This window comes from Variovorax sp. TLI9-5A (assembly GCF_056867935.1).
The window spans coordinates 3,632,015-3,654,174 of sequence record NZ_CP200310.1; the positions used below are offsets into that span (position 1 = coordinate 3,632,015).

The 22,160-nt window shown below is 67.8% G+C and carries 17 protein-coding genes and 1 pseudogene; 6 read left to right on the forward strand and 12 right to left on the reverse strand.

What is annotated here, in order from left to right; all coding sequences use genetic code 11:
* Position 1 precedes the first annotated feature (1 nt).
* Positions 2–415, forward strand: coding sequence for a PIN domain-containing protein (locus AC1VNX_RS17175; protein WP_483157777.1), 414 nt, complete (start codon positions 2–4; stop codon positions 413–415).
* Positions 412–1,485 carry a phospholipase gene (locus AC1VNX_RS17180; RefSeq protein ID WP_483157778.1) on the forward strand — a complete coding sequence of 358 codons (1,074 nt, stop codon included), beginning with the start codon at positions 412–414 and terminating at the stop codon, positions 1,483–1,485. Before AC1VNX_RS17175 ends, AC1VNX_RS17180 begins: the two co-directional genes overlap by 4 nt.
* Here AC1VNX_RS17180 and AC1VNX_RS17185 read toward each other — a convergent pair.
* The 5 genes from AC1VNX_RS17185 to AC1VNX_RS17205 are packed head-to-tail and all read right to left on the reverse strand — an operon-like array spanning position 1,449 to position 7,955.
* Positions 1,449–1,814, reverse strand: coding sequence for a hypothetical protein (locus AC1VNX_RS17185; RefSeq protein WP_483157779.1), 366 nt, complete (start codon positions 1,812–1,814; stop codon positions 1,449–1,451). The two genes, AC1VNX_RS17180 and AC1VNX_RS17185, sit on opposite strands and share 37 nt — an antisense overlap.
* Positions 1,814–2,194, reverse strand: a complete 381-nt coding sequence (locus AC1VNX_RS17190) for a RidA family protein (protein WP_483157780.1) — start codon at positions 2,192–2,194, stop codon at positions 1,814–1,816. Before AC1VNX_RS17190 ends, AC1VNX_RS17185 begins: the two co-directional genes overlap by 1 nt.
* A complete protein-coding gene (locus AC1VNX_RS17195) occupies positions 2,191–3,696 on the reverse strand; it encodes an efflux transporter outer membrane subunit (protein ID WP_483157781.1) in 1,506 nt (501 codons plus the stop codon). Before AC1VNX_RS17195 ends, AC1VNX_RS17190 begins: the two co-directional genes overlap by 4 nt.
* 16 nt (positions 3,697–3,712) lie before the next feature.
* A complete protein-coding gene (locus AC1VNX_RS17200) occupies positions 3,713–6,808 on the reverse strand; it encodes an efflux RND transporter permease subunit (RefSeq protein ID WP_483157782.1) in 3,096 nt (1,031 codons plus the stop codon).
* Entirely contained in the window at positions 6,801–7,955 is a 1,155-nt protein-coding gene (locus AC1VNX_RS17205; RefSeq protein WP_483157783.1) for an efflux RND transporter periplasmic adaptor subunit, read from the reverse strand. The genes AC1VNX_RS17200 and AC1VNX_RS17205 overlap by 8 nt, the downstream gene beginning before the upstream one ends.
* 197 nt (positions 7,956–8,152) lie before the next feature.
* Between AC1VNX_RS17205 and AC1VNX_RS17210 the strand changes: the two genes are divergently transcribed.
* From AC1VNX_RS17210 to AC1VNX_RS17225, 4 genes and pseudogenes are all read left to right on the forward strand, one after another.
* Positions 8,153–8,866 carry a response regulator transcription factor gene (locus AC1VNX_RS17210; protein WP_483157784.1) on the forward strand — a complete coding sequence of 238 codons (714 nt, stop codon included), beginning with the start codon at positions 8,153–8,155 and terminating at the stop codon, positions 8,864–8,866.
* The gene (locus AC1VNX_RS17215) at positions 8,859–10,280 is read left to right on the forward strand and encodes a sensor histidine kinase (RefSeq protein ID WP_483157785.1); all 1,422 of its coding nucleotides are present in this window, start codon (positions 8,859–8,861) and stop codon (positions 10,278–10,280) included. The genes AC1VNX_RS17210 and AC1VNX_RS17215 overlap by 8 nt, the downstream gene beginning before the upstream one ends.
* A gap of 75 nt (positions 10,281–10,355) precedes the next feature.
* Positions 10,356–11,329, forward strand: a pseudogene (locus tag AC1VNX_RS17220) (tripartite tricarboxylate transporter substrate binding protein).
* A gap of 220 nt (positions 11,330–11,549) precedes the next feature.
* Positions 11,550–13,040 (forward strand): tannase/feruloyl esterase family alpha/beta hydrolase, encoded by a 1,491-nt coding sequence (locus AC1VNX_RS17225; protein ID WP_483157786.1) that lies wholly within the window; start codon positions 11,550–11,552, stop codon positions 13,038–13,040.
* A gap of 27 nt (positions 13,041–13,067) precedes the next feature.
* Here AC1VNX_RS17225 and AC1VNX_RS17230 read toward each other — a convergent pair whose 3' ends face one another.
* The 7 genes from AC1VNX_RS17230 to AC1VNX_RS17260 form a co-directional block, all read right to left on the reverse strand.
* Positions 13,068–13,454: a DUF4150 domain-containing protein gene (locus tag AC1VNX_RS17230; RefSeq protein WP_483157787.1), complete on the reverse strand. Its 387-nt coding sequence runs from the start codon at positions 13,452–13,454 to the stop codon at positions 13,068–13,070.
* Between the two features lie 18 nt (positions 13,455–13,472).
* On the reverse strand, positions 13,473–14,207 hold the full coding sequence (locus tag AC1VNX_RS17235) for a DUF3540 domain-containing protein (RefSeq protein ID WP_483157788.1): 735 nt from the start codon (positions 14,205–14,207) through the stop codon (positions 13,473–13,475).
* Positions 14,204–15,316, reverse strand: coding sequence for a pentapeptide repeat-containing protein (locus AC1VNX_RS17240; protein WP_483157789.1), 1,113 nt, complete (start codon positions 15,314–15,316; stop codon positions 14,204–14,206). Before AC1VNX_RS17240 ends, AC1VNX_RS17235 begins: the two co-directional genes overlap by 4 nt.
* Positions 15,313–17,958, reverse strand: coding sequence for a DUF2169 family type VI secretion system accessory protein (locus AC1VNX_RS17245; protein ID WP_483157790.1), 2,646 nt, complete (start codon positions 17,956–17,958; stop codon positions 15,313–15,315). The genes AC1VNX_RS17240 and AC1VNX_RS17245 overlap by 4 nt, the downstream gene beginning before the upstream one ends.
* A 7-nt stretch (positions 17,959–17,965) precedes the next feature.
* Positions 17,966–18,400 carry a hypothetical protein gene (locus AC1VNX_RS17250; RefSeq protein ID WP_483157791.1) on the reverse strand — a complete coding sequence of 145 codons (435 nt, stop codon included), beginning with the start codon at positions 18,398–18,400 and terminating at the stop codon, positions 17,966–17,968.
* Positions 18,401–18,412: 12 nt separating this feature from the next.
* Positions 18,413–20,755, reverse strand: coding sequence for a type VI secretion system Vgr family protein (locus AC1VNX_RS17255; protein WP_483157792.1), 2,343 nt, complete (start codon positions 20,753–20,755; stop codon positions 18,413–18,415).
* A gap of 185 nt (positions 20,756–20,940) precedes the next feature.
* Positions 20,941–22,077, reverse strand: coding sequence for an iron-containing alcohol dehydrogenase (locus tag AC1VNX_RS17260; RefSeq protein ID WP_483157793.1), 1,137 nt, complete (start codon positions 22,075–22,077; stop codon positions 20,941–20,943).
* Positions 22,078–22,160: the final 83 nt, after the last annotated feature.

The window sequence follows — 22,160 nt, forward strand, 5'->3', positions numbered from 1 at the left end:
CATGTACCTGCTGGACACGAACGTTATTTCCGAACTCCGCAGACCCCGCCCGCATGGCGCGGTGCTCGCGTGGATCGCCCCCATCCCAGACAGCGACCTGCATCTTTCCGCGGTGACGCTCGGAGAGATCCAGGCCGGCATCGAACTCACGCGCGAGCAGGACGCAGCCAAGGCCGACGAGATCGAGCAATGGGCGGCAATGGTTGCCGCGTCGTACAACGTGCTGCCGATGGATGCGGAAACCTTCAGGCTCTGGGCGAAGCTGATGCATCGCAGTTCGGACACGCTGTACGAGGACGCGATGATCGCGGCTACCGCCAGGCAGCACGCGCTGACCGTGGTGACCCGCAACGTCAGCGACTTCGCAGGGTTCGGTGTCGAGGTGCTGAACCCATTCGAGCAGGCGAAAGCATGAAAGCCCTGCGCATCTACGCCGGCCCCGCGGCCCGCAAGCACATCGAGCAGCACGGCCTGCGCCCGCAGGACGTGCGCACCATTCCCGGTGCGGCCGGCGGGCCGAAGGGGCTGATCCTGGGGCCGCTGGACCGGTTCATCTTCGGGCGCTGGCTGCCGCAGTCGAGCCAGCAGGTGCACCTGGTGGGCGCGTCGATCGGCGCGTGGCGGCTGTCGACGGCCTGCCTGTCGGGCTCCGACGCCGCCTTCGAGCGCTTCGAGCACGACTACGTGCACCAGCAGTTCGAGGTGCCGCCGGGACAGAAGAAGCTCAGCCCGCGCCAGCTCAGCGAGCGTTTCGCCGAGAGCCTCGAAGCCTTCTACGGCGGGCGCATCGGTGAGGTGCTGAGCCATCCGCGATACCGGCTGCATGTGGTGACATCGCGCGGGCGCCACATCCTCGGGCGCGAGGGCAGGGCGCGCACGCCGGTGGGCTACCTCGGCGCCTTCGCCACCAACAGCCTGCGTCGCAAGAGCCTGGGCGCGTGGCTGGAGCGCTGCGTGTTCTCCACGCCGGGCGCGGCCCTGCCGTTTGCCACGCGCGATTTCCGCACGCGCCAGCACGCGCTGAGCGAGGCCAACTTCAACATGGTGCTGCAGGCCTCGTGCTCCATTCCGTTCCTGCTGGCGGCGGTGCACGACATTCCCGGCGCGCCGCGCGGCGCCTACTGGGACGGCGGCATCACCGACTACCACCTGCACCTGGACTACCAGCCCGCCGACGAGGGCATCGTGCTGTACCCGCACTTCCAGCAGGCGGTGGTGCCGGGCTGGCTCGACAAGGGCCTGCGTTGGCGCCACAAGGCCAGCGGTTTTCTCGACCGCATGGTGGTGCTCGCGCCCGACCCGGAATGGGTCCGCACGCTGCCCAACGGCAAGCTGCCCGATCGCAAGGACTTCATTCACTTCGCGAACGACGCCCAGGCGCGCATCGCCGCATGGGGCCATGCCACGCGCGAGGCGCGGCGGCTGTCGGACGAGTTCGAAGGCTGGCTTCAGCGCGACGGCGTGCCCGAGCTGCTGCCGCTCTGACCCACCGGCGCCGCCAGCGCCAGGGGCGCCGCGCAGTCGAGGATGTTCACTTCCACCGCGTCGCCGACCTTGAGTTCGGCGCCCGCGGGCCATCGCCCCGTGCCGATCGAGCGCGAATGCACGCCGCCGTTGCGGTAGCGCACCACGGCATAGGGTGCGGCGGCACCGCCATCCGCGCCGCAATCGCGATCGGCCGTGGCGACCAGATCGCTCGCGTGCCCGACGCTGACGACCTGCGCGGCCCGCCAGCCTGCTGAGCGGTCGAAGGAATGCGCGTCGAAGGCCGAGCAGCCGCCCAGCATCAGCGCCCAGAGGAGGACTGCGCGCATCACGGCACCTTTCCTGTCGCAGCGATCACCGCCGTGGCCTGGATCTCGACGCGGTATTCGGAGTCGATCAGCTTCGCCCCCACCGTGGCGCGCGCCGGCGTGTGGCCGGCGGGTACCCATTCGTCCCACACCGAGTTCATCGCGGCGTAGTCGCCCACGGTGCGCAGGTAGATCGTCACGCTCACCAGGTCCTGCTTGGTCGCGCCCTGCGTGGCGAGCAGGCGGTCGATGTGGCGAAGGATCTCCCGCATCTGCCCGGTGATGTCGAGCGAGGGGTTCTCGGCCACCTGGCCCGAGAGGTACAGCAGGCGCGCGGCGCCCAGGTCGACGGTCACCATCTCGCTGAAGCGGGGGCCCATGTCGTGGCGGATGATGTTCATGGCGATGCGGGAGAAATGGAAGAAGACGAGACGATGGCAGGTTGCGGCGCATTCCACCAGCCGCCGCCCAGCGCCTGGAAGAGGGCGGCCGCGTCGGTCAGCCGCAGCGCGCGGGCCTGCACGAGATTCAGCAGTGCCTGCTGCTGGGCCTGCTGGGCAATGCGCAGCGAGAGCGCGCTGGCATCGCCCAGCCGCACCTGCGCCTGCGTGCGCGCCAGGCTCTGCGAAGCCGTGCGCTCGGCCTTCACCGCCGCCTGCAGCGCGCGGGTGTCGGCATCGATGGCTTCCAGCGTATTGGCCACGTCCTGGAAGGCGGCGAGCACCGTCGCGCGGTACTGCGCGGCTGCCTGGTCGAAGGAGGCACGCGCGGCTGCCTCGCGGTGCTTGAGCGCGCCGCCGTCGAAGATGGGCTGCGTCACGCTCGCGGCCACTGTCCAGAAGAGCGATGACGACTTGAACAGGTCCGCCAGCCTGTAGGCCGACGAGCCGTACGAGTTCACGCCCAGCGTCACGTTCGGCAGCCGCGCCGCGACCGCCACGCCGATGGCGGCGCTGGCTGCCTGCAACTGCGCTTCGGCAGCACGCACGTCGGGGCGGTGTTCGACCAGGCTGGAAGGAAGGGTCAGCGGCAGTTCCGTCGGCAGCTGCAGCGCATCCAGATCAAACCGCGCCTCCACGCCCTGGCTCGGGAAGCGGCCCGCCAGCGTGGCCAGCAGGTTGCGCTGCTGCGCCAGTTGCCGGTCCAGCGGCGGCAGCGTGGCCTCGGTGGCGGCCAGCGCGGCTTCCTGTGCGTCGACGTCGGCCGGCGCAACCTGGCCCAGCGTCAGTTGCTTGCGATAGGCCTGCAGCACCTCCTTCTGGCTCGCGATGATGGTCAGCGTGGCGCGTTGCTGCGCACGCAGCGAGGCTTCGGTGATCGCGGCGGTCACCACGTTGCTGCTGAGCGTGAGCTTCGCGGCCAGGTTCTGGAAGCGCTGCAGCTCGGTTCCGGCCTCTGCTCCTTCCACCTGCCTGCGGGTGCCGCCGAACACGTCGGGCGTGTACGACACCGTCACCTGCGCCGTGTGCAGCGTGTACAGGCTCGCGTTGGACGACACCGGGCTCGCCACCGCGCTGGCCACGCGCTGCCGCGTGGGCGAGTAGCCCAGCGCCACGCTGGGCCAGAAGGCGGCACGATCGGCGGCTTCGTTCTCCTGCGCCGCGCGCAGGGCGGCGTCGGCCGCCTCGATGGTCGGGTTGCCGGCAAGGCTCAGCGTGACCAGCGCGTTCAGCGGCTCGCTGCGGAAGGCCTGCCACCATTGGGCCGGCACGTCGAGTTCGGGCGAGAGGCGCGGCAGCGGCACGCCTTCGGCTTCCTTGCTTGCAGGTGGCGCGGGCGTGTATTGCTCGGGCAGGTTCAGCTGCGGGCGGGCGTAGTCGGGGCCGACCGCGCAGCCGGCCAGCAGCATCGCCGCGATGCCGGCCGCCACGGGCGTCGCCAGGTTTGTCTTCTTCGTCGTCATTGCTTGTTCTGCTTTCCTAACGGTCGCGCCGCGAGCGCGTGCCCCAGCCCTTGCGTTCGAACACGCGTTCCATCGCGAAATACAGCGTGGGCAGGATGAAGAGCGTCAGCAGCGTCGACACCACCAGCCCGCCGACCACCACCGTGGCCAGCCCGCGCTGCACGTCGGTGCCCACGCCGGTGGCAAGTGCGGCGGGCAGCATTCCCACCGACGCCACCGTGGCCGTCATCAGCACCGGCCGCAGCCGCTCGGTCGCGCCTTCGAGCACCGAGGCCTGCAGCTCCAGGCCTTCGCCGCGCACGCGGCGGAAGTTCGCGACCATGATGATCCCGTTCTGTATCGAGACACCGAAGAGCGCGATGAAGCCCACGGCCGTTGCCACGTTGAGCGTTTCACCCGCCACGTGCACCGCGATCAGCCCGCCCAGCGTGGCCATAGGCACCACGCCGAGGATCAGCGCCACCTGCCGGATCTTCCCGAACTGGAAGAACAGCAGCACCGCCATGATGCTCACCACGATGGCCAGCGACACGCTCAGCCGGGCCTGCGCGCGCTGCTGGTTCTCGAACTGGCCAGCCCATTGCAGGCGGAACTTCGTGGGGTCGAACTTCACTTCCTTCGCGATGCGCTCGCGTGCCTCGTCGAGGTAGGAGGCGAGATCGCGGTCGCGGTTGTCCACGCGCACCGTGATCTGGCGCTCGTTCATCTCGTGCGAGATCGTGCTTTCGCCGGTCTGCAGGCGGATGTCGGCCACCTGCGCGAGCGGCACCTTGGCCCCGCTGGAGCTGTTGAGCAGCAGCGAACCGATGGCCTCGGTATTGCCCTTGGCGCTCCTGGGCATCTTCACCGACACGTTGTAGGTGCGGTTGCCCGAGTACACGGTGATGACGGGCGCGCCGCCGATGCCGGTCTGGATCAGGCTGGCCACGTCGTTCGCGTTCACGCCGAAGCGCGCCGCCGCCTCGCGGTTGAGCTGGATCACCACTTGCGGAATCGGCGGCTCCTGGAACAGCGACGCCGAGGCCGTGCCGCGCACCGTTTCGAGCAAGTCGACGATCTGGTTGCCGATGCGCCGGCTTTCCTTCAGGTCGTCGCCGTAGATGCGCAGCACCAGCGGGCTGTGCGCGCCGCCCACGGCGTCGTTCACGCCGTCGATGATGGGCTGGCTGATGCCCACGTCGAAGCCCGGCATGCGCGCGAAGCGCTCGGTCAGGGTGCGCACGAAGTCGGCCTTCTTCACCCCGGCCGGCCACTCGCCATAAGGCTTTAGGCCCACCGGAACCTCCATGTGAGAGGGCGTCCACGGGTCGGTGCCGTCGTCGTTGCGGCCCAGCTGCGTCACCACGTACGAGACTTCCGGGTATTCGAGCAGCACGTGCCGCAGCTCGGTCGCCATCTCGCTGGCCTTGTCCAGCGACAGGCCCGAGGGCAGCTGCACCTGCAGCCACAACGCCCCTTCGTCGATGTCGGGCAAAAATTCGCGCCCGGCCGTGGCACCCAGCACCACCACCGCGGCCAGCGCCGCCACGCTCAGCCCGTAGGCGATGGCCGGCACCTCCAGCAGCCGCGCCAGCACCCGCCGGTACGCACCGGTGAGCCACACCAGCGGCTTGTTGACGAAGGGCTTGCTCGGCTTGCGCAGCGCCACGTAGGCCAGGCTCGGAATGAGCGTCAACGCGCAGAGCAGGGCACCCACCAGCGCGTAGCCGACCGTGAAGGCCATCGGCTTGAACAGCTTGCCCTCGGCCCGCTCGAAGGCGAAGAGCGGGAAGTAGGCCGTGATGATGATCAGCGTCGCGAAGAAGATCGGCCCCGACACATGGCTCACCGTCTCGAGGATGTTGCCCTCGGTGAGCGTGGCGTGCGGTTCTTCTTCCCGGCGCCGCAGGATGGCCTCCATCACCACGATGGCGCCGTCCACGATGATGCCGAAGTCGATCGCGCCCAGCGAGAACAGGTTGGCCGGCATGCGGGTGAAGTGCATCACGATGAACACCGTCACCAGCGACATCGGAATGGCCACGGCAGCCACCACCGCGCTGCGCGGGCTGCCCAGGAAAAGAATGAGCACGAAGCACACCAGCGCCATGCCTTCGAGCACCGTGTGCGTCACCTTGTCGACGGTGAGCTTCACCAGGTCGTCGCGGTCGATGTAGGGCACGATCTTCACGCCCATGGGCGCGAGCTCGGCCTGCAGCTCGTCGATCTTCTTGTGCACACCCTCCAGCACGCGCGAGGGGTTCTCGTACTTGAGCATCAGCACGATGCCCTCGATGGTGTCCGGATTGGTGTCTTTGCCCAGGATGCCGCCGCGCTCCTGGTGACCGAACTGCAGCCGCCCCAGGTCGCGCACCTGCACCGGCGAGCCGTTGCTCTGCGCCACCACCACCGTGCCCAGGTCGTCCAGCGTGCGGATCTGGCCGATGCCGCGCACCACGTAGCTCTGGTCGCCGCGCGCGATGCGCCCGCCGCCGGCGTTGGCGCTGTTGTTGTTGATGGCCGTGACCACGTCGTTGAGCACCAGCCCGTACTTCTGCAGGCGCGCCGGGTCGAGCTCCAGCTGGAACTCGCGGGTGAAGCCGCCGAAGTTGTTGATGTCGACCACGCCCGCCACCTGCTTGAGCGCGGGAATCACCTTCCAGCGCTGCAGCTCCGACAGTTCCATCAGGTTCTTCGTGTCCGACTCCAGCGTGTAGCGGTAGATCTCGCCGGCCGGCCCCGCCACCGGCCCCAGGCCGGGCTGCGCGCCCGAGGGCAGGCTGACCTGCCCGATGCGCTCGGTCACGCGCTGGCGCGCGAAGTAGTCGTCGGTGCCGTCCTTGAAGGTCAGCGTGATCAGCGACAGCCCGAAGGTGCTGCTCGAGCGGATCGAGGCCAGCCCCGGCGTGTTGCTCAGCGCGCGCTCCAGCGGCGTGGTGATCTGCTGCTCGATCTCCTCGGCGGCCAGGCCGTTGACCTGCGTGGTCACCTGCACGTTCACGTCGCCGAGGTCGGGGTAGGCCTCCACCGTCATCTGCGTCCATGACCACGCGCCGAAGAGCACGAGCGCCACCGACATCGCCCAGGCCAGGTGCCTGCGGCGGAAGAACTGGGTGATGATGAGATTAATCATTCAGCAGCACACCGCCACGGACCACCACGCGCTCGCCGGCGGCCAGGCCGCTGCGGATGCGAACCTTGTCGCCGTCTTCCCGGCCCAGCTCCACCGTGCGGCGCACGAAGGTCCAGGGCTCGGCCTCGACGAAGACGCTCACGCTGTCGTTGTTCATCAGCAGCGCCGATGCCGGCACCTGCGGCTGCGCGCCCTGCGGCACGCCCAGCACGGCCGTCGCGTACATGTTGGGCTTGAAGATGCCTTCGGGGTTGGCGAACACGATGCGCGCGCGGGCGCGGCGCGTGTCCGCGTCGAGCACCGCGCTCACGAAGGCCACCTTGCCGCTGAAGCTGCGCCCCGGGTAGGCCGCCAGCGTGACCACCACGTTCTGCCCAGGCGCGACCGTGCCGACCACGCCCTCGGGCACGTTGACCGTGACCCAGACCGAATCCAGGTTCGACACCGTCATCAGCACCGCGTTGGCGTCGTTCAGGCTGGAGCCGGCGGCCGCGTTCAGCGCCGTGACCGTGCCGGACGTCGGCGCGACGATCTTCAGCACCTGGCCGGCCTGGGCGCCGCTCGCGTCCGCGCCCAGGCTGCGCAGGCGCGCTTCGCTGCGCTGGAGCTCGGCCTTCTGCTGGGCGACGCTGCTGCTGGCGGCTTCAACGTCCTTCGCGGCGTTGGAGCCTGCCTCGTTCACGCCGCGCGCGCGCACCAGCGCGCGCTGCGCGAGGTCGAGTGCGTCGCGAGCCTTCTGCGCGTCGGCCACGGCCTGCGCGAGGTCGGGCGAGCTCATCGTCGCAAGCACCTGGCCGCGCTTGACGGTGTCGCCCAGGCGCACCTTCAGCTCGAGCAGCCGGCCGGTCAGCGGCGGCAGGATGTTGGCGGTATTGGCCGGATTGGCTTCCACCGTGGCGGGCAGGCTCACCTCGTGCGGCAGCGTGTCCTGGCCGACCGTGGCGACCAGCAGGCGATCGCGCAGCGGCGAGCCGGCGGGCACGCTCAGGCGGTTGCCCTGGCGCACAAGCATCGGCGCAGGAGCGGCGGCCACCGGGGTGGCTGCATGGGCGGTGCTGTCGAAGGAATCGACGCACAGGGCCGCGCAGGTCATCACGCCGAAGACGATGCGCGCGGGGGTGATCTGGTAGAGGGATTTCTTCTTCATCACGATACGGATCTCGCGGGACGGGCGCGCCGTGCACGGGACGCCTTCCCATGCCCTCGATCCGCTCCCGTCTCCTGCCGGGGAGCGTAAGAAATGGCGCCTGAAGAAGCCCCCAAGAAATCCTGAAGAAATCTTCAGGATCGGCCTTCGGCGGCCCCGATGGCCGGAAGTCAGGAACACGCGGCATGATCCGCGCCATGAGAATTCTGCTGATCGAAGACGACCGCAAGGCCGCGCGGCTGCTGGCCCGGGGCCTGCAGGAAGAGGGCTTCGTGGTCGACGTGGTGCACACGGCGGAGGAGGGCGACGAGGAGGCGTTCGTCGTCGCCTACGACCTGATCGTGCTCGACTGGATGCTGCCCGGAAAGGACGGCCTCACCCTGTGCCGCGACCTGCGCCAGCGCGGCTGCAAGACGCCCGTGCTCATGCTCACCGCCCGTGATGCGCTGAGCGACCGCGTGGCCGGCCTCAACACCGGCGCCGACGACTACCTGACCAAGCCCTTCGCCTTCGACGAACTGCTGGCACGCGTGCGCGCGCTGCTGCGCCGCTCCGAGCTCGTGCGCCCGATGGTGCTTGCGCTGGCCGACCTGAGCCTAGATCCGATGAGCCAGCGCGTGCTGCGCGGCGGCATGGTGCTGGAGCTGACCCACAAGGAGTTCGCGATCCTGCAGATCCTGCTGCGCCACGCTGGCGAGGTGGTCAGCCGCTCGCGCCTGGCCGAGCAGGTGTGGAAGGACGACCTGATCGCCATCGACAACCTGATCGACGTGCACATCAGCAACCTGCGCCGCAAGGTCGATGCGCCGCCGGCCGCGCCGCTGATCCAGACCGTGCGCGGGCGCGGCTTCAGGCTGGCGCTGGCGGACGACGGCAGCGCCAACGGCGGCGGAAGCGTCGCGCATGCTTAGTTTTCGCAAGCGGCTGGCGCTGGCGCACGTCAGCGTGATCGTGGTGGTGATGGCGGTCGCCGCCTTCGGCTCGTACCTCGTGTTCTCGCGCAACGTGCACCGCGAACTCGACGCCGCACTGCTCGCGCTGGCCGAGACCGAAATGGGCATGCTGCTGTCGGCCGGCGAGGGCGACACCGTCATCGTCCACGAGGCCCCGCCAGGCCCTGGCGCCCCCTCGTTCGTGCGGCTCGACCGGCTGGTGCAGATCGTCGATGCCGATGGCCGCGTGCTCGCGCGCAGCAGCAACCTCGGCGAGGCGCAACTGCCCATTCCGGCCGCGCTGCGCGAACGGCTCGCGGCGGGCGAGACCGTGTTCGAGACGCTCGACGGCTACGGCGAGGAACCCACGCGCATGGTCTCGGTGCCCGTGCCGGGCCGCGCCTCGCTGCTCGCGGTGCAGGTAGCCGGCTCGCTGGACGACGTGAACCGCACCGTGGCCATGGCCAGCGCGCTGTTCATCATCCTCGGCGGAGCGCTGCTGCTGGCGCTGGGCGCAGCGGGCGCGCTCATCACCCGGCGTGCCTTCGGCGCCATCGACGACGTGGTGCGGCAGGCTCACCGCATCGGCGACGCGAACCTCGGCGAAAGGCTGCCGCACCCCGGCACGCGCGACGAGATCGGCCGGCTGGTGGACACGCTCAACGACATGCTGGCGCGCATCGAGCAGGGCATGGAAGCGCAGCGGCGCTTCACGTCGGATGCCTCGCACGAGCTGCGCTCGCCGCTGTCGCGCCTGCGCACCGAACTCGAGCTGGCACTGCGCAGGCCGCGCGAACCGGCCGCATACGTGGAAACGCTGCGCTCCTCGCTGGAGGAGGTCGAGTCGCTCACGCTGCTGGTCGAAGAACTGCTGGTGCTGGCCCGGCTCGACGCCGGCCAGGAGCGCGACGCGGTGGAAACGGTGTCGCTGAACCAGCTCGCCGAAGAGGCCCTGAGGCGCCTCGAACCGCTGGCGCGCGAGCGGCGCCTTGCCCTGTCGCTGGCCCCCGCGCCGCCCGTGGCTGCGCGTTTCGCCCGTGGCGCGGCCAGCCTCGCGCTGGCCAACCTGCTCGACAACGCCCTGAAGTTCTCGCCGCCCGACACCACCGTTCGCGTGAGCCTGCGCGCAGATGCGGAGGCGAACGAGGCCGTCATCACCGTGGCCGACAGCGGCCCCGGCATACGCGGGGATGAAATGCCGCACCTGTTCGAGCGCTTCTACCGGGGCGCGACGGCACGCTCGGACGAGAAGACACCGGGCCTGGGCCTCGGGCTGGCGCTTTCGCAGGCCGTGGTGCACGCGCATGGCGGGCGGATCGAGGCGGCGAACGAGAGCGGGGGAGGGGCGCGGTTCGATATGAGGTTGCCGCTGGCGGTGCCGGGCAAACCCTGACCGGATGGGCGGATGGCGCTTCGAGAATGGCCCGGTCCATTCCCGAAACGACGCAACGAAAGAGCCTTCGCCGCCATGTCCCAAGCCACGCTGTCCCGCCGCCGCTTCACGCTCGCCACCGCCGCCGCAAGCCTCGCCTTGCCGTCCTTCGCGCAGACCGCATGGCCCACCAAGCCGATCCGCGTGATCGTTCCGTACACGCCCGGCGGCTTCACCGACCAGATGGCGCGGCTGGTGCAGGTCGGGCTGCAGACGAAGCTGGGACAGCATGTGCTGGTCGACAACAAGCCGGGCGCCAACAGCCTGATCGGCGTCGATGCGATCGCCAAGGCGGTACCGGACGGCACGACATTCGGCGTCGTCATCGCGGCCTATGCGGCGAACACCACGCTGTACCCCAAGCTGCCCTACGACCCGCGCAAGGACCTGACGGGCGTTTCACTGATGGGCGTGTCGCCGCTGCTGGCGGCCGTGAACGTCGATGCGCCTTTCAAGACTGCGCGCGAGCTCATCGACTATGCGCGCGCCAATCCGGGCAAGGTGAGCTTCGGCTCCTCGGGCAACGGCTCGGCCGCGCACCTGACCACCGAGCTGTGGAAGTCGTTGACGCAGACCTACATGATCCATATCCCGTATCGCGGAGCGGTGCCTGCGCTGACGGACCTGATGGGCGGGCAGATCCAGCTTTTGCGCCGACGGGCCTCATCAACCAGGCCAAGGCCGGAAAGGTTCGGCTGATCGGCGTGGCGGGCGACAAGCGGCTGGCGGCGGCGCCCGATGTGCCGACCTTCATCGAGCAGGGTTTCGCGGGCTTCACCGGCAGCACCTGGGCCGGCATGCTGGCGCCGGCGGGCACGCCGCGCGACATCGTCAAGCGCATGTCGGAAGAGGTGGCGCGCATCATCAGGAGCGACGACACGCGCGCCAAGCTGGATGCGATGGGCACCATTGCGGCGGGCAGCACGCCGGAGGAATTCGATGCGTTCATTACCTCCGAAACGGCGAAATGGGGAAAGGTGATCCGCACCGCGGGCGTGAAAGCCGAATAGCAGGCGCAGCAGCGCTTTCACGGTAATCCGGTCTTTCAAGAAGGCTTTCGAGGTCCGGAAGGTCATTCGGATGGCGCTGCACGGATAGTGCGGCCCACTGCAGGGCAATCGAGAATTTCACTGCCTCAAAAGAAGGCACGGGTCCATCCGCGCTGAATCAGCAACAAGAAGCGGCAGCGGTGGGTTTGTGAAATCCAAATCGATACCCTGGAGACAAATCTTGAACAAGACGAAGATTTCCGGCTTTCATGGAGCAACACGGTGGTCGCGGCGGCTGCTTCGGCCATTCCTCCTGGCAATGGCGTGCGGAGCGTTCATTTCGTCGGCACACGCGGCCAACGATATTTCCGGCACGCTCATCAGGACCTGCTCCAACCAGCTGAATGGCTCCCGATATGCCGATGCGGTGCTGGACGATTTCCGCGGCACCCGCTTTCCTTCGCCCCGGACGGGCGGCTTCACGGTCACGTCCGTCGAGCAGGTCTGGCTCGCGCTGCCGGCCTATTGCCTGGTCAAGGGAACGATCCAGCCGACTTCTCCGGGCGGCGTCGATCCGGCGGTGAAGGACCCGAGCTACCGCGTGCCAGACATCAATTTCCAGATCTATGTCCCGTCGCAATGGAACGGCAAATTCGTGCAGCTCGGCGGCGGCGGATTCGCCTGGAAGAGCGATGTGGTCGCCAACGGCATTCAGACCAATCTGCAGTATTCGCCCTCGCTGCAGGGAATTGCGCTGTCGAATTACGCGGTGATCCTCGCTGACGCAGGCGTCGGCGATTCGGGCAAATCCTTCGACCCCGAATTCGTGCAGGCCGGCAGGAAGCTCAGCGACGTGGCGAAGCAGGAAATGGTGAAGAACTTCGGGCAAGACTCCATCAAGAAATCGCTGGACGTCGGGCTTTATCTATTGAAGAAGCTCACGGGCAGCAAGCCGGCAGACACCTATTTCGTCGGCATTTCCACCGGTGGCCGGCAGGCGTTGAAGGCCATGGCGAACTGGCCCGACGCCTACGACGGCATCGTCGCCGGAGCGCCGCCCGTGGACGAGACCAATCTGCTCAAGACGATTGAAGTGCCCGCGGTGGTCAACGACTGGGTGGTCAACTGGAGCAGCGCCTCGGCGATGATCACCAGCCTCTTCGGCCAGCAGGTATCGCAGCAGACACTGAGCGACGGGCTGGGTGCGGTCTCGCGGCATCTGGCGGACGTGGCGATCGAGTCCGGCGCGGACTATGACGGCTACAACAGGCTGCTCGACGAGCTCGCGCCCGTCTGGAACGTGCAGCCGCGCGAACTCCTTGCGTTCTTCGACGAGGCCGCAAGCCAGAGGAAGGCGGGCGGCAAGGGCAAGAAAATCATCATCTACCAGGGCACGTCGGACTTCCTGGTGCCTTGCACCCAGGCCGGCGAGTTCGTCAGCAAGCTGGCGGCCTTGCCCTCGGGCGGCAAGGTGACGGCGGGCGACATCAAGGGCTCGGTGCGCGCCTATTTCATCGAGGACTACAGCCACGGCTTCTACAACACCAACTCCCTGCTCAAGCGGCTGGGACTGACGCCGCTGCAACTGGCCTGGAATGCCGTTGCGGACCTCGACAACTGGGTGCATGACGACCAGGCCCGCCACGGTTCGCCGTCGCTCGCGAGAAACGCGACGGGAGAAATTCCGGCGAATCAGTCGCTGAGCGCCTGGAAGTGCATCGCGACTCCCTGATTCGGCGAGCGCCGCCGGCGCTCAGGATCAGGCCGCCAGCACCAGCACCTTGAACTGGCTGGGCACGATCCGCATGCCGACGATGTTGCAGCGGTTCTGCACCGACAGGCTGGTCATGCGCGTGCACGGCGTGCCTTTCAGCAGCACGGTGAAGGCGCCGGTGATGTGGCGCGAAGGCCCCATCACCGTCTGCGACACCACGCCCATCAGCACGCCGGCGTTGTCGCCGTTGGTGATGGGCGTCACGGTCGCCAGGTTGTGCGCGGGCGTGCCGCCGTAGAGGATGTTCCAGGCGTTGGGGATGGCGGTCGGTCCCAGCGCGAAGTTGGGATAGGGAATCGGCAGCGCCGGCGGCGTCTTGCAGACATCGGGAAAGGCGAGATCGACGCCCATCATCTGTGCATTGGCGAACATGGCAACGGCTCCTTCGGGTCAACCCATGTGGATCTGCTCGGCATCGACCTTGACCAGCCCCTTGCTGGTCAGCAGCGTGTTCTTCGAATGCAGGCGCAGTGTCTGCTCGGCCTGGATGTCGAGCTGGCCGGCACGCACCTGTTCGACCTCTTCGGTCAGGCGGAAGCTCGAGCGGGTGAGCAGGTTGAGGCGATCCAGCACCACCTCGCAGGCGCGCCCGACGAAGCGCGACACCAGCACGCTGAAGCGGATGCGGGAGCCCCGGTAGTCCATCTCACCGATCTCGCAATGGGCCTGCCGGGCCTGGGCGCGCCACTCGGGCGACTGCATGGCGATCGAGGTGTCCGACTCCAGCGCCATGGGGCCGGCGCTATGTGCGCGGATACCGCCCGAGCGCGACACCAGCGTCAGGTCGCCGTCCACGGCGAGCGTCGCCTGCCGCGGGTCGGCCTGGACGACCACCGCGATGACGAAGCTCTCGCCCTGGCGGGTCGAGGTGATCAGCACCGTATCGCCCGGCGCAGGCAGCAGCAGGCAGCTGGCAACGCGTCGGCAGCGCAGCGATCCCTGGCCGTCGTCGAGGCCGACCTCGAACCAGAGGTCGCCATCGCCGGCGATCACCGTCGCGGTCCGCGTGCCGGAGTCCGCGCGCGCCGCATTGGAAGGGCGCTGCATCAGCGGATCCAGCACACCTTGCGTTGCATGGTGTGCTGCGGCGAACGTGTCGCCGGCGGTGGTCCGGGTGGAGGTCATGGGTTGTCTTTCTTGGGGCGGCGGCCATGGACGTCGCGGTCCAGGCGGGATGCGCGCTCGGGCTGCTCCAACGTCACCTTCTCGGCTTCGTGCAGCGCAGGGTCGCGGTCCAGCGTACCCAGGCGGGTGCTGAACCTGGTGCCGTCCAGGTCGGCGCGATGGAACACGGTGCGCAGGAAAGCGGCGTCGCGGAAGTCGGCCTGCACCAGCGAGGCGTAGGAAAAATCGGCGTAGTCCAGGCGGCTGCCGGCGAATGAGGCCTGCCCGCAGTGCGCGCGATGGAAGACGCCTTGCTCAAGCTGCGCCTGCGAGAAGTCCACGCCGTCGAGGTGGGCGTCGACCCAGATGCTGTTCTGGAAGTGGCCACGCCGCGCATCGGCGCCGCGCAGGTCGGCCTCGGGAAACAGGCACTGCATGGCCTGCGCCCCTGCCAGCACCGCGTTGCGCAGGTCGGCGCCCTTGAAGTTGCACTGCGTGAGGCGAGCATCGCGGAACCGGCACGCCGTCAGCACCGCATCGATGAACTGGCAGAGGTGGAACTGCTGGCCGGAGAAGTCCTGACCCGCAAGATCCGCTTCGCTGAAGATCGCGTTCGTGAAACTGGCTCCGGCATAGCGCGTGCCCGTCAGCGTTGCGCGAAAGAAGATGGTCGACGAGAAGGCCACCCCATTGAAGGACGCGCCCGTCAGGTCGCACTCGGAGAACACGGCCTTTTCGAGGCTGACATGGTCCAGGCAGGCGTTGTGCAGCTTGCTCTGGTGGAAGTTCGCCTGGTCCATGAAGGCCTCTTCCAGCCGAACGCCCGACAGCGTGCAGCCGCTGAAAACCGAATGCGGCATGGAGGCCGAATCCAGCACCGCGCCCTGCAGGCTGCACTCGTGGAAGGCGGCGCGCGTCAGCTCTGCCGCCGGCAGCCGCGACTGGTCGAAGCGGCATTTCTCGAAGATGGATTCGCCCAGCTGCGCGGCATCGGCCTGAATGCCCCGGAAGCTGCATTCGCTGAACACGCCGCCGCGCAGGTCGATGCCCCTCATGTCCATGTCGCTGAAGTCCTTCTCGCGGATCGGCTCACCATTGCGGACCTGGGCTGCCAGCGTCTCGGCGTTCACGCTCTGCCCGCCTCGGGGCGCCGGGGCAGTGTCTTCATCTGGTCGATGTGGGCGCCCAGGGTGAGCGTGCCGGGGCTGATGAGGACCTGGGCGACATCGGTACGGAACAGGTTGGCCTCGCCCAGGTCGGCATCGACCAGGCAGGCCTTCTGGAGGTTGGCATTCATGAGATTGGCGAGCCGCAGGGAGGCACGCGTGAAATCGGCGCGGATGAACAGGCTGTCGGGCGCCGCGGCCGCGCGCAGGTCCGCGCCCTTGAGCGACGCGGAGGAGAAATCGCAGGTGTCGAGCGTGGCCCGCCTGAAGTTCGCACCATCGAGCGGCAGCTCGCGCAAGGTGCAATGGACCAGCGTGGCGTCTTCGAAGTCGGCCTCGCGAAGATCGGTGGTGCCGACGAAGCTGGTGGTCTTGAGCAGGGCTTGCCTGAACCGGATGCCCTTGTGCAGCGGCGTGTGGGCCCAGCTGCAGGCTTCGATGGCAGCGCCGGAAAAATCCACCGACTCGAATTCGGCCTGCACGAACAGCACCTTTTCCAGGCGTGCCTCGCCGAAGTCGCAGCGCGCCAGCCGGCAGCGTTCGGCCATGCTCAAGTAGCTCAGGTCGGCGCGCCGCAGGCTGCAATCGACCAGCTCGATTCCCTGCAGCAGCAGATGGCTCCACGTCGCTTCGTCGAGACAGCAGCCGTCGAGGCGCAGCTTTTCCATCTGCGTGCGCTCGAAGCGGGCCTTCGCGAAGTTGGTGTTCTCGCAGCGGGCGAGGCTGAGGTTGGCGCGCTCTAGGTTGCAGCCCGTCAACGAGGCCTGGCGCAGGTCGGCGCGCACCAGCACCGCTTGGCTCAGGTCGGCGCCATCCAGGCGGGTGCCCTGGAGGAGGGCGGCTTCGAGCAAGGTCTGGTGCATGCGGGCGCCTCGCAGATCGAGGCCCGACAGGTCGCAGCCCGTCAGATCCATGGCGGACAGATCGCGGTCCGAGGCCATGGCGGCGAGCACGCGTTCGCGCGCCTGCGCATTCTGTTCGGCGGCCATCGGGTCGGCGGCGGCCTGGTGGTGGGCCCCCATGCGGTACAGCGCCAGCATGTCCTTCTGGCCCCGCTGTCCGAGGGCCTGCAGCTCGGCATGCTCGGCGGCGCTCATGGCAGGGGTGCCCGTGGCCGCGGCGATGCCGCCCAGCCCCTTGACGATGGTTTCGGCCTCGAATTTCGGTGGGCCCTTGAGCTGCGCGTTCTGGCTTTCTTCGATGATCCGGCTGCTGTCGAAGCCCGCCTTGCGCGATTCGGATGCGTTGTCGCGGGCCGCCTTCGCGACTTCCTGCCTGGCTTCCTCCAGCTTGCGTTCCTGTTCGCGCTGGTAGGCGCGCGTTTTCTCGATGAATTCGGGCAGCTCGGCCAGCGTGGGCATCTTGTCGAAAGGCTTCGGCAGGGGGCGTTCCCGGAAATGGCGCGGCTTGTGGCCGGCCTCCAGGCCGCGCGCCGTCAGTTCGGCGCGCAGGCGCTCGCCCTTTTCCTTTATGTTCCTTGCCAGGATCGATTCGCGCGCGTCGATCTGGTCCAGCCAGGGGCCGATGGCCGAGGCCGGCAGCAGTTCCTCGTCGAGGAGCGCATGGATCGCGCCTTTCTCGAGGTTGCAGCGGTTCTCGAAGACCTTCCCGTAGTGGGAGAGGGGGCGCGGCGGGCTGTCTGCCGCCTCCATCGCCGGCATGACGTGCGTGATGTCCGCGGCATCGTCTTCGGCGATGAGCGTCTCGCCGTGATGGATCAGCATGACCTGCGCCACATGCGGGAAGAACCAGGCGGTGGTCAGCCGCAGCGGTACTTCTTCCAGCGCCAGTGGCTGCGCGGACTTTCTTGCCACGAAGCCGCGTGCGCGCAGGTCCGGAAGCCGTCCGCGCAGCACCGCATGCTCCGGGTGCATGTTCCAGATCTCGTAGGGCGCGGCCGCGGGGATGGACAGTTCGTCGCTCCAGCGTTGTTCCGGAGCCGCTGCGTTGAAGAACTGCCAGTCCATGTCGCGCGCGAAGCCGGGATAGAGCGTCTCGCGCCACTGGTCGCCGTAGTCCGTTCCCAGCAGCTTCATGCGCTCGGGCAGATCGACGTCCATCGCACCCGGGCAGGCCGGGGCCGGACGCCGGTCGGGGCGGTCCATGCCATGGCCCGGGCGCTCGACGTTGGGAAGCCGCTGCACCAGCAGGCCGTTGACCATCTCGGGTGCGTAACCGATGCCCGCGGGGTTGGCGGCAAAGCCGGGGCCGCCGAACGCGTGCTGCCAGTCGAGGCGCATGGTGTCGAAGGCCTGCGGCTCGGTGGCGCGGCCGTCCAGCCAGTAGCGGTCGCCCGAAACGAGGAACTGGCGCCGCAAGCCGCCAACGCGCAGGTCGACCGCGCAGCGTGTCTTGTCCTGCTGGTGGCAGGTGTAGGCCTGGCCGCTCACCAGGAACTCGGGCCGCAGCTTGGGAATGCCGAGATCGATCGCGGACTGGTTTCCCACTTCGGCGGAGACGGTCTTCCAGAGCTCCGTCTCCGGCAGCAGCACGCCCCCTTCGCCGAGGGTGTGCATGCCGATCACGGTGATCGCCAAACGCTGGCTTTGCCCGCGCAGGAAGGGCCGCGTCAGGACGCTCAGGCGCAGGGGTTTGATGGTCTTCACGGCTGGATCAGCGCCTTGCGCCGCGGATTACCAGCGGTGTGCGCGTGCGGTCGATGGCTAGCCGTGACGGGTCTCGTGGGTCCTGCAGCAGATGAATGTCGGGCCGGCCCGCGGAGAAGTGGGCCAGCAGGTCCTCGTCGATGAGCGTGCGCAAGGTGGTCTGCTGCTCGATGCCTGCGGCATCGGTGTAGGCGACGCCCAGCTGCACGGCCGTCATCCGCTGTCCGACGGGACCGCGCCGGGAATAGCCGCTGGGCGAGCGCAGCACGGAAACCGCGACGCCCTGCAGCGGGCGCCCGTCGGCCTGCAACTGCTGCCACAGCCGGCCTTCCTCGGCATAGGCGCGATGGCTCATCAGCGATATCGAAAGCACGATCCCGGCGAGCGCGATCACGCCCAGGCTGACGATGCCGAACACTCCCCACAGAACGATCTCGAGCACGCTTTCCACGCCTCAGAGCAGGACCTTGAGCGCCTGGATGCCGGCGCGCAGGCCGCCCGTCTTGATCTCCGTACCCACCAGCTGGATGAGCGCACCGGCATCCCCCAGCGACATGGCCTTGTTCTTCCACTCCGCGCCGACGGCCTCCATCTTCACGCCGATGGCCTGCGCCTGCACGCCCATGGCAGCCGTACGCACGGCCAGCACGCTCATCGAGACGCCCGAGACGTCCATGTTCAGGCCGATGCCGCCCAGGCGGAACCACCTCCAGTCACTGCTCTTCGAGTAGTTGTTGGTGTAGGTGGCGGAGTTGTTGGTGTAGTTGACCGTCAGGTTGTTGTACGTGTTCGACGTCGTGTTGTAGACGTTGGTGTTGATGACGTGCTGCGTCGTGTTGTGGATGTGGTTGGTCGTGTTGAAGGTCACGTCCGGCGAGGTATGCACCGTGGGGCCGGTCACCGTGGTGGTGGAGGGGCCGTTGACCAGCACGTCGTTCGACGTGTTGATGGTGTCGTTGCGGCCGTCGCTGACGAAGCGGATTTCCTTGCCGTCGATGGTGCCGTGGAAACCGCCGGTGATGGCCAGCTTTACGCCGCCGGTGATGGTGTCGTTCAGGCCGCCGCTGAGCATGCGCGTCTTGCCGCCCGAGATGGTCTGGTTCACGCCGCCGGTCACGGTTTCGGTGAAGCCGCCAGTCACGCTGCGGGTGTCGCCGCCGGTGATGGTTTCCCTGGCGCCGGCGGTGATGTCGCGCGTCTCGCCGTTCTGGTAGGTGGCCGACTCGTGGTCCTTGATGAGCGTGGTGCGGGTGCCGTCGGTGGTGTGGGTTTCGTCGGCTTCCACTTCGACGTCGAGGTTGCGCTCGGCATGCAGCAGGATCTGCTCGGCCCCCGTGCGGTCCTCGAAGCGCAGCATGTTGGCCTGGTTGGCCGCGCCGCCGGTGCTGGAGCGCGTGAGGATGCCGCTGGCCGTGGCGTTGGCGGGCAGCTCCCACGGCGGCATCTGGTCGCTGTTGTAGACGCGGCCGGTGATGATGGGGCGGTCGGGCTCGCCGCCGATGAAATCGACGATCACTTCCTGGCCCACGCGCGGCATGTGCATGGTGCCGTAGTTGGCGCCGGCCCAGCTGCTGGACACGCGCACCCAGCAGGAGCTGTTCTCGTTCGACTGGCCGTAGCGGTCCCAGCGGAACTGCAGCTTCACGCGGCCGAAGCGGTCGGTCCAGATTTCCTCGGGGCCGACCACGGTGGCGGTCTGTGGGCCGTTGGTGCGTGGGCGCGGCGTCTTGCGCGCGGGGCGGTAGGGCACGGAGGAGGGCAGCACGGTGAAGTCGAACTCGCACACCGATTCGCTGCTGCCGCCGGTCGAGTACTCGGGCTCCTGCAGGTCGTAGCGGGTCTCGGTGACGAGGTACTCGCGGTTGTCCGATTCGCGCGGGCAGTGCGTCATCTCGAACAGATAGCCAGGCGCCATGCCCACCACGTTGGTGTGGCCCGAGGCCAGCTCGTGCGCGCACTGCAGCTCCTGCAGGCGGATCTTGGCGTATGCATCGCCCTGCTGGTGCTCGGTGTAGCCGCCGAGCCATTCATAGACCTCGTAGGTCGAGTGCTCGTGAGGCTTGGGGTCCTGCTGCACGCTTTGCAGCGAGGCGCGCGACTTCCTGAAGTCGAAGTCGTCGAGCATCACGCGGCCGGAGGTGATCTGCTCGGTCACGCGCCACTGGTCGATGCAGGGCTCCAGCGCGTTGACGACGCGGTCGCGCGGGCGGAATGTGATGCTGGCGTGGCCCGGCAGCGGCTTGTAGCTGCCCGAGTCGTCGGCCAGCACCAGAAGGTGCGAGCCGTTGCTGTGCTCGAAGTGGTAGGCGATGCCTTCGTGCTCCATGAGGCGGCTCACGAAGGCGAAGTCGCTTTCCTGGTACTGCACGCAGTATTCCCAGTTCGGGTAGCTGCCCGTGAGGCGCTTCTCGAACTGGAAGCCGTACTTGCCCAGCACTTCGTCGAGCACCTCGGGCACGCTCTTGTTCTGGAAGATGCGGCAGTCGGTGGTGCGCGTGAGGTACCACAGCCATGGCTGCACCAGCGCGCGGTAGATGTAGTGGCGGCCGGTTTCGTTGGCGCGGCCCACGAGCTCGAAGCGCACCACGGTGCCGTTGAGGAAGCGCGGACCGCCTTCGTCGGCCAGCTCCAGCGTGAGCGAAGTGCCGAGCAACTGCTTCAGATCGAGGCTGAAGCTGCTGCTGACCATGTCCACCTCGAACTCGAAGAGCTGGGAGAGTCCTTCCTGTCCCCGCATCGAGCGGAACTTGAGCTGCTCTGTGCTCAGGACAGTGTGAACTTGGACGGTACGCTGCATTCGGAACTTCCCCTGACCCTTGGATTTCTGCGGTTGAGAAACCTTCGGTGACAGTCTAGAAATCCCTTATGTCACATAAATGACGTGAGGGGCGTCAAACAGCGTCTTTTCCCTCTGAAACACCGTCTGAAACGGTCACTGAAACAATGTGTAGAAGAAGCCCTTACAGGCCTCTTACGCGAGCCTTACATCGAGGCTTCGAGCATGGCCCTGTAGTCGCCGCGAGTGGCCAGGCGCGGGTTGGTCTTGTGGCAATGGTCGGCCATGGCGCCGTCGATGATCTGCTCGAACATCGCGGGCGTCACGCCCACCTCGGCCAGGCCCCTGGGCAGGCCCAGGCGCGAGTTCATGTCGCGGATCGCATCGCCGAGATCGCCGGCCGAATCGAGGTGCATGGCCTGCGCCATGCGCTGCAGGCGCTGTTCCTTCTGCACTGACTCGGCACCTGAATTGAAGTGGATCACCGCGGGCAGGAAGAGGGCGTTGAGCGTGCCGTGATGCAGTCGCGGATCGACGCCGCCCAGGCTGTGGCTCAGCGAATGCACGCAGCCCAGGCCCTTCTGGAACGCCATCGCGCCCTGCATCGAGGCGCTCATGAGGTTCAGGCGCGCCTCGCGGTCGCTGCCGTCCTTCGTCGCGCGTTCGATGTGGCCCCAGGCGCGCTCCAGTCCGTCAAGGCCGATGCCGTCGGCTGGAGGATTGAACGCGGCCGACATGAAGGTCTCCATGCAGTGCGCGATGGCGTCCATGCCGGTGGCGGCCGTGAGCTTGGGCGGCAGGCCCAGCGTGAGCTCGGGGTCGCAGATCGCGGCCTTGGGCATCAGGAACCAGCTGTGGAAGCCGAGCTTGCGGTGGTCGTCGACGATGACGATCGCGCCGCGCGCCACTTCGCTGCCCGTGCCGCTGGTGGTGGGCACCGCGATCAGCGGCACAACGCGCTCGGTGATGCGCGGCGAGCCGCCTTCGATGGTGGCGTAGGTCTTGAGCGGCCCCTCGTGCGTGGCCGCGATGGCGACGCCCTTGGCGCAGTCGATGGCGGAGCCGCCGCCCACGGCGATCAGGCCATCGCAGCGGCCGCTGCGATAGAGCTCCACTGCCGCACGCACCGCGGCTTCGGTGGGGTTGGAGGGCGTCTGGTCGAAGACCGAGGCTTCGAGGTCGGCGATGGCGTCGAGCGCCTTCTGCAGCACGCCTGCCGCGCGCACGCCGGCGTCGGTCACGATCAGCGGACGGTTGATGCCGATGCGCGCGCATTCGCTGGACAGCAGCTTGATCGCGCCGAATTCGAACTGGATCTGGGTGAGGTATTGGATGAGGGCCATGGATGTGGGGATGTCCCGGTAGGCACGGGGCAGTACGATTGCCGACCAGCCAAATCTAACAAGAGCGAACCGTCTTGCACACG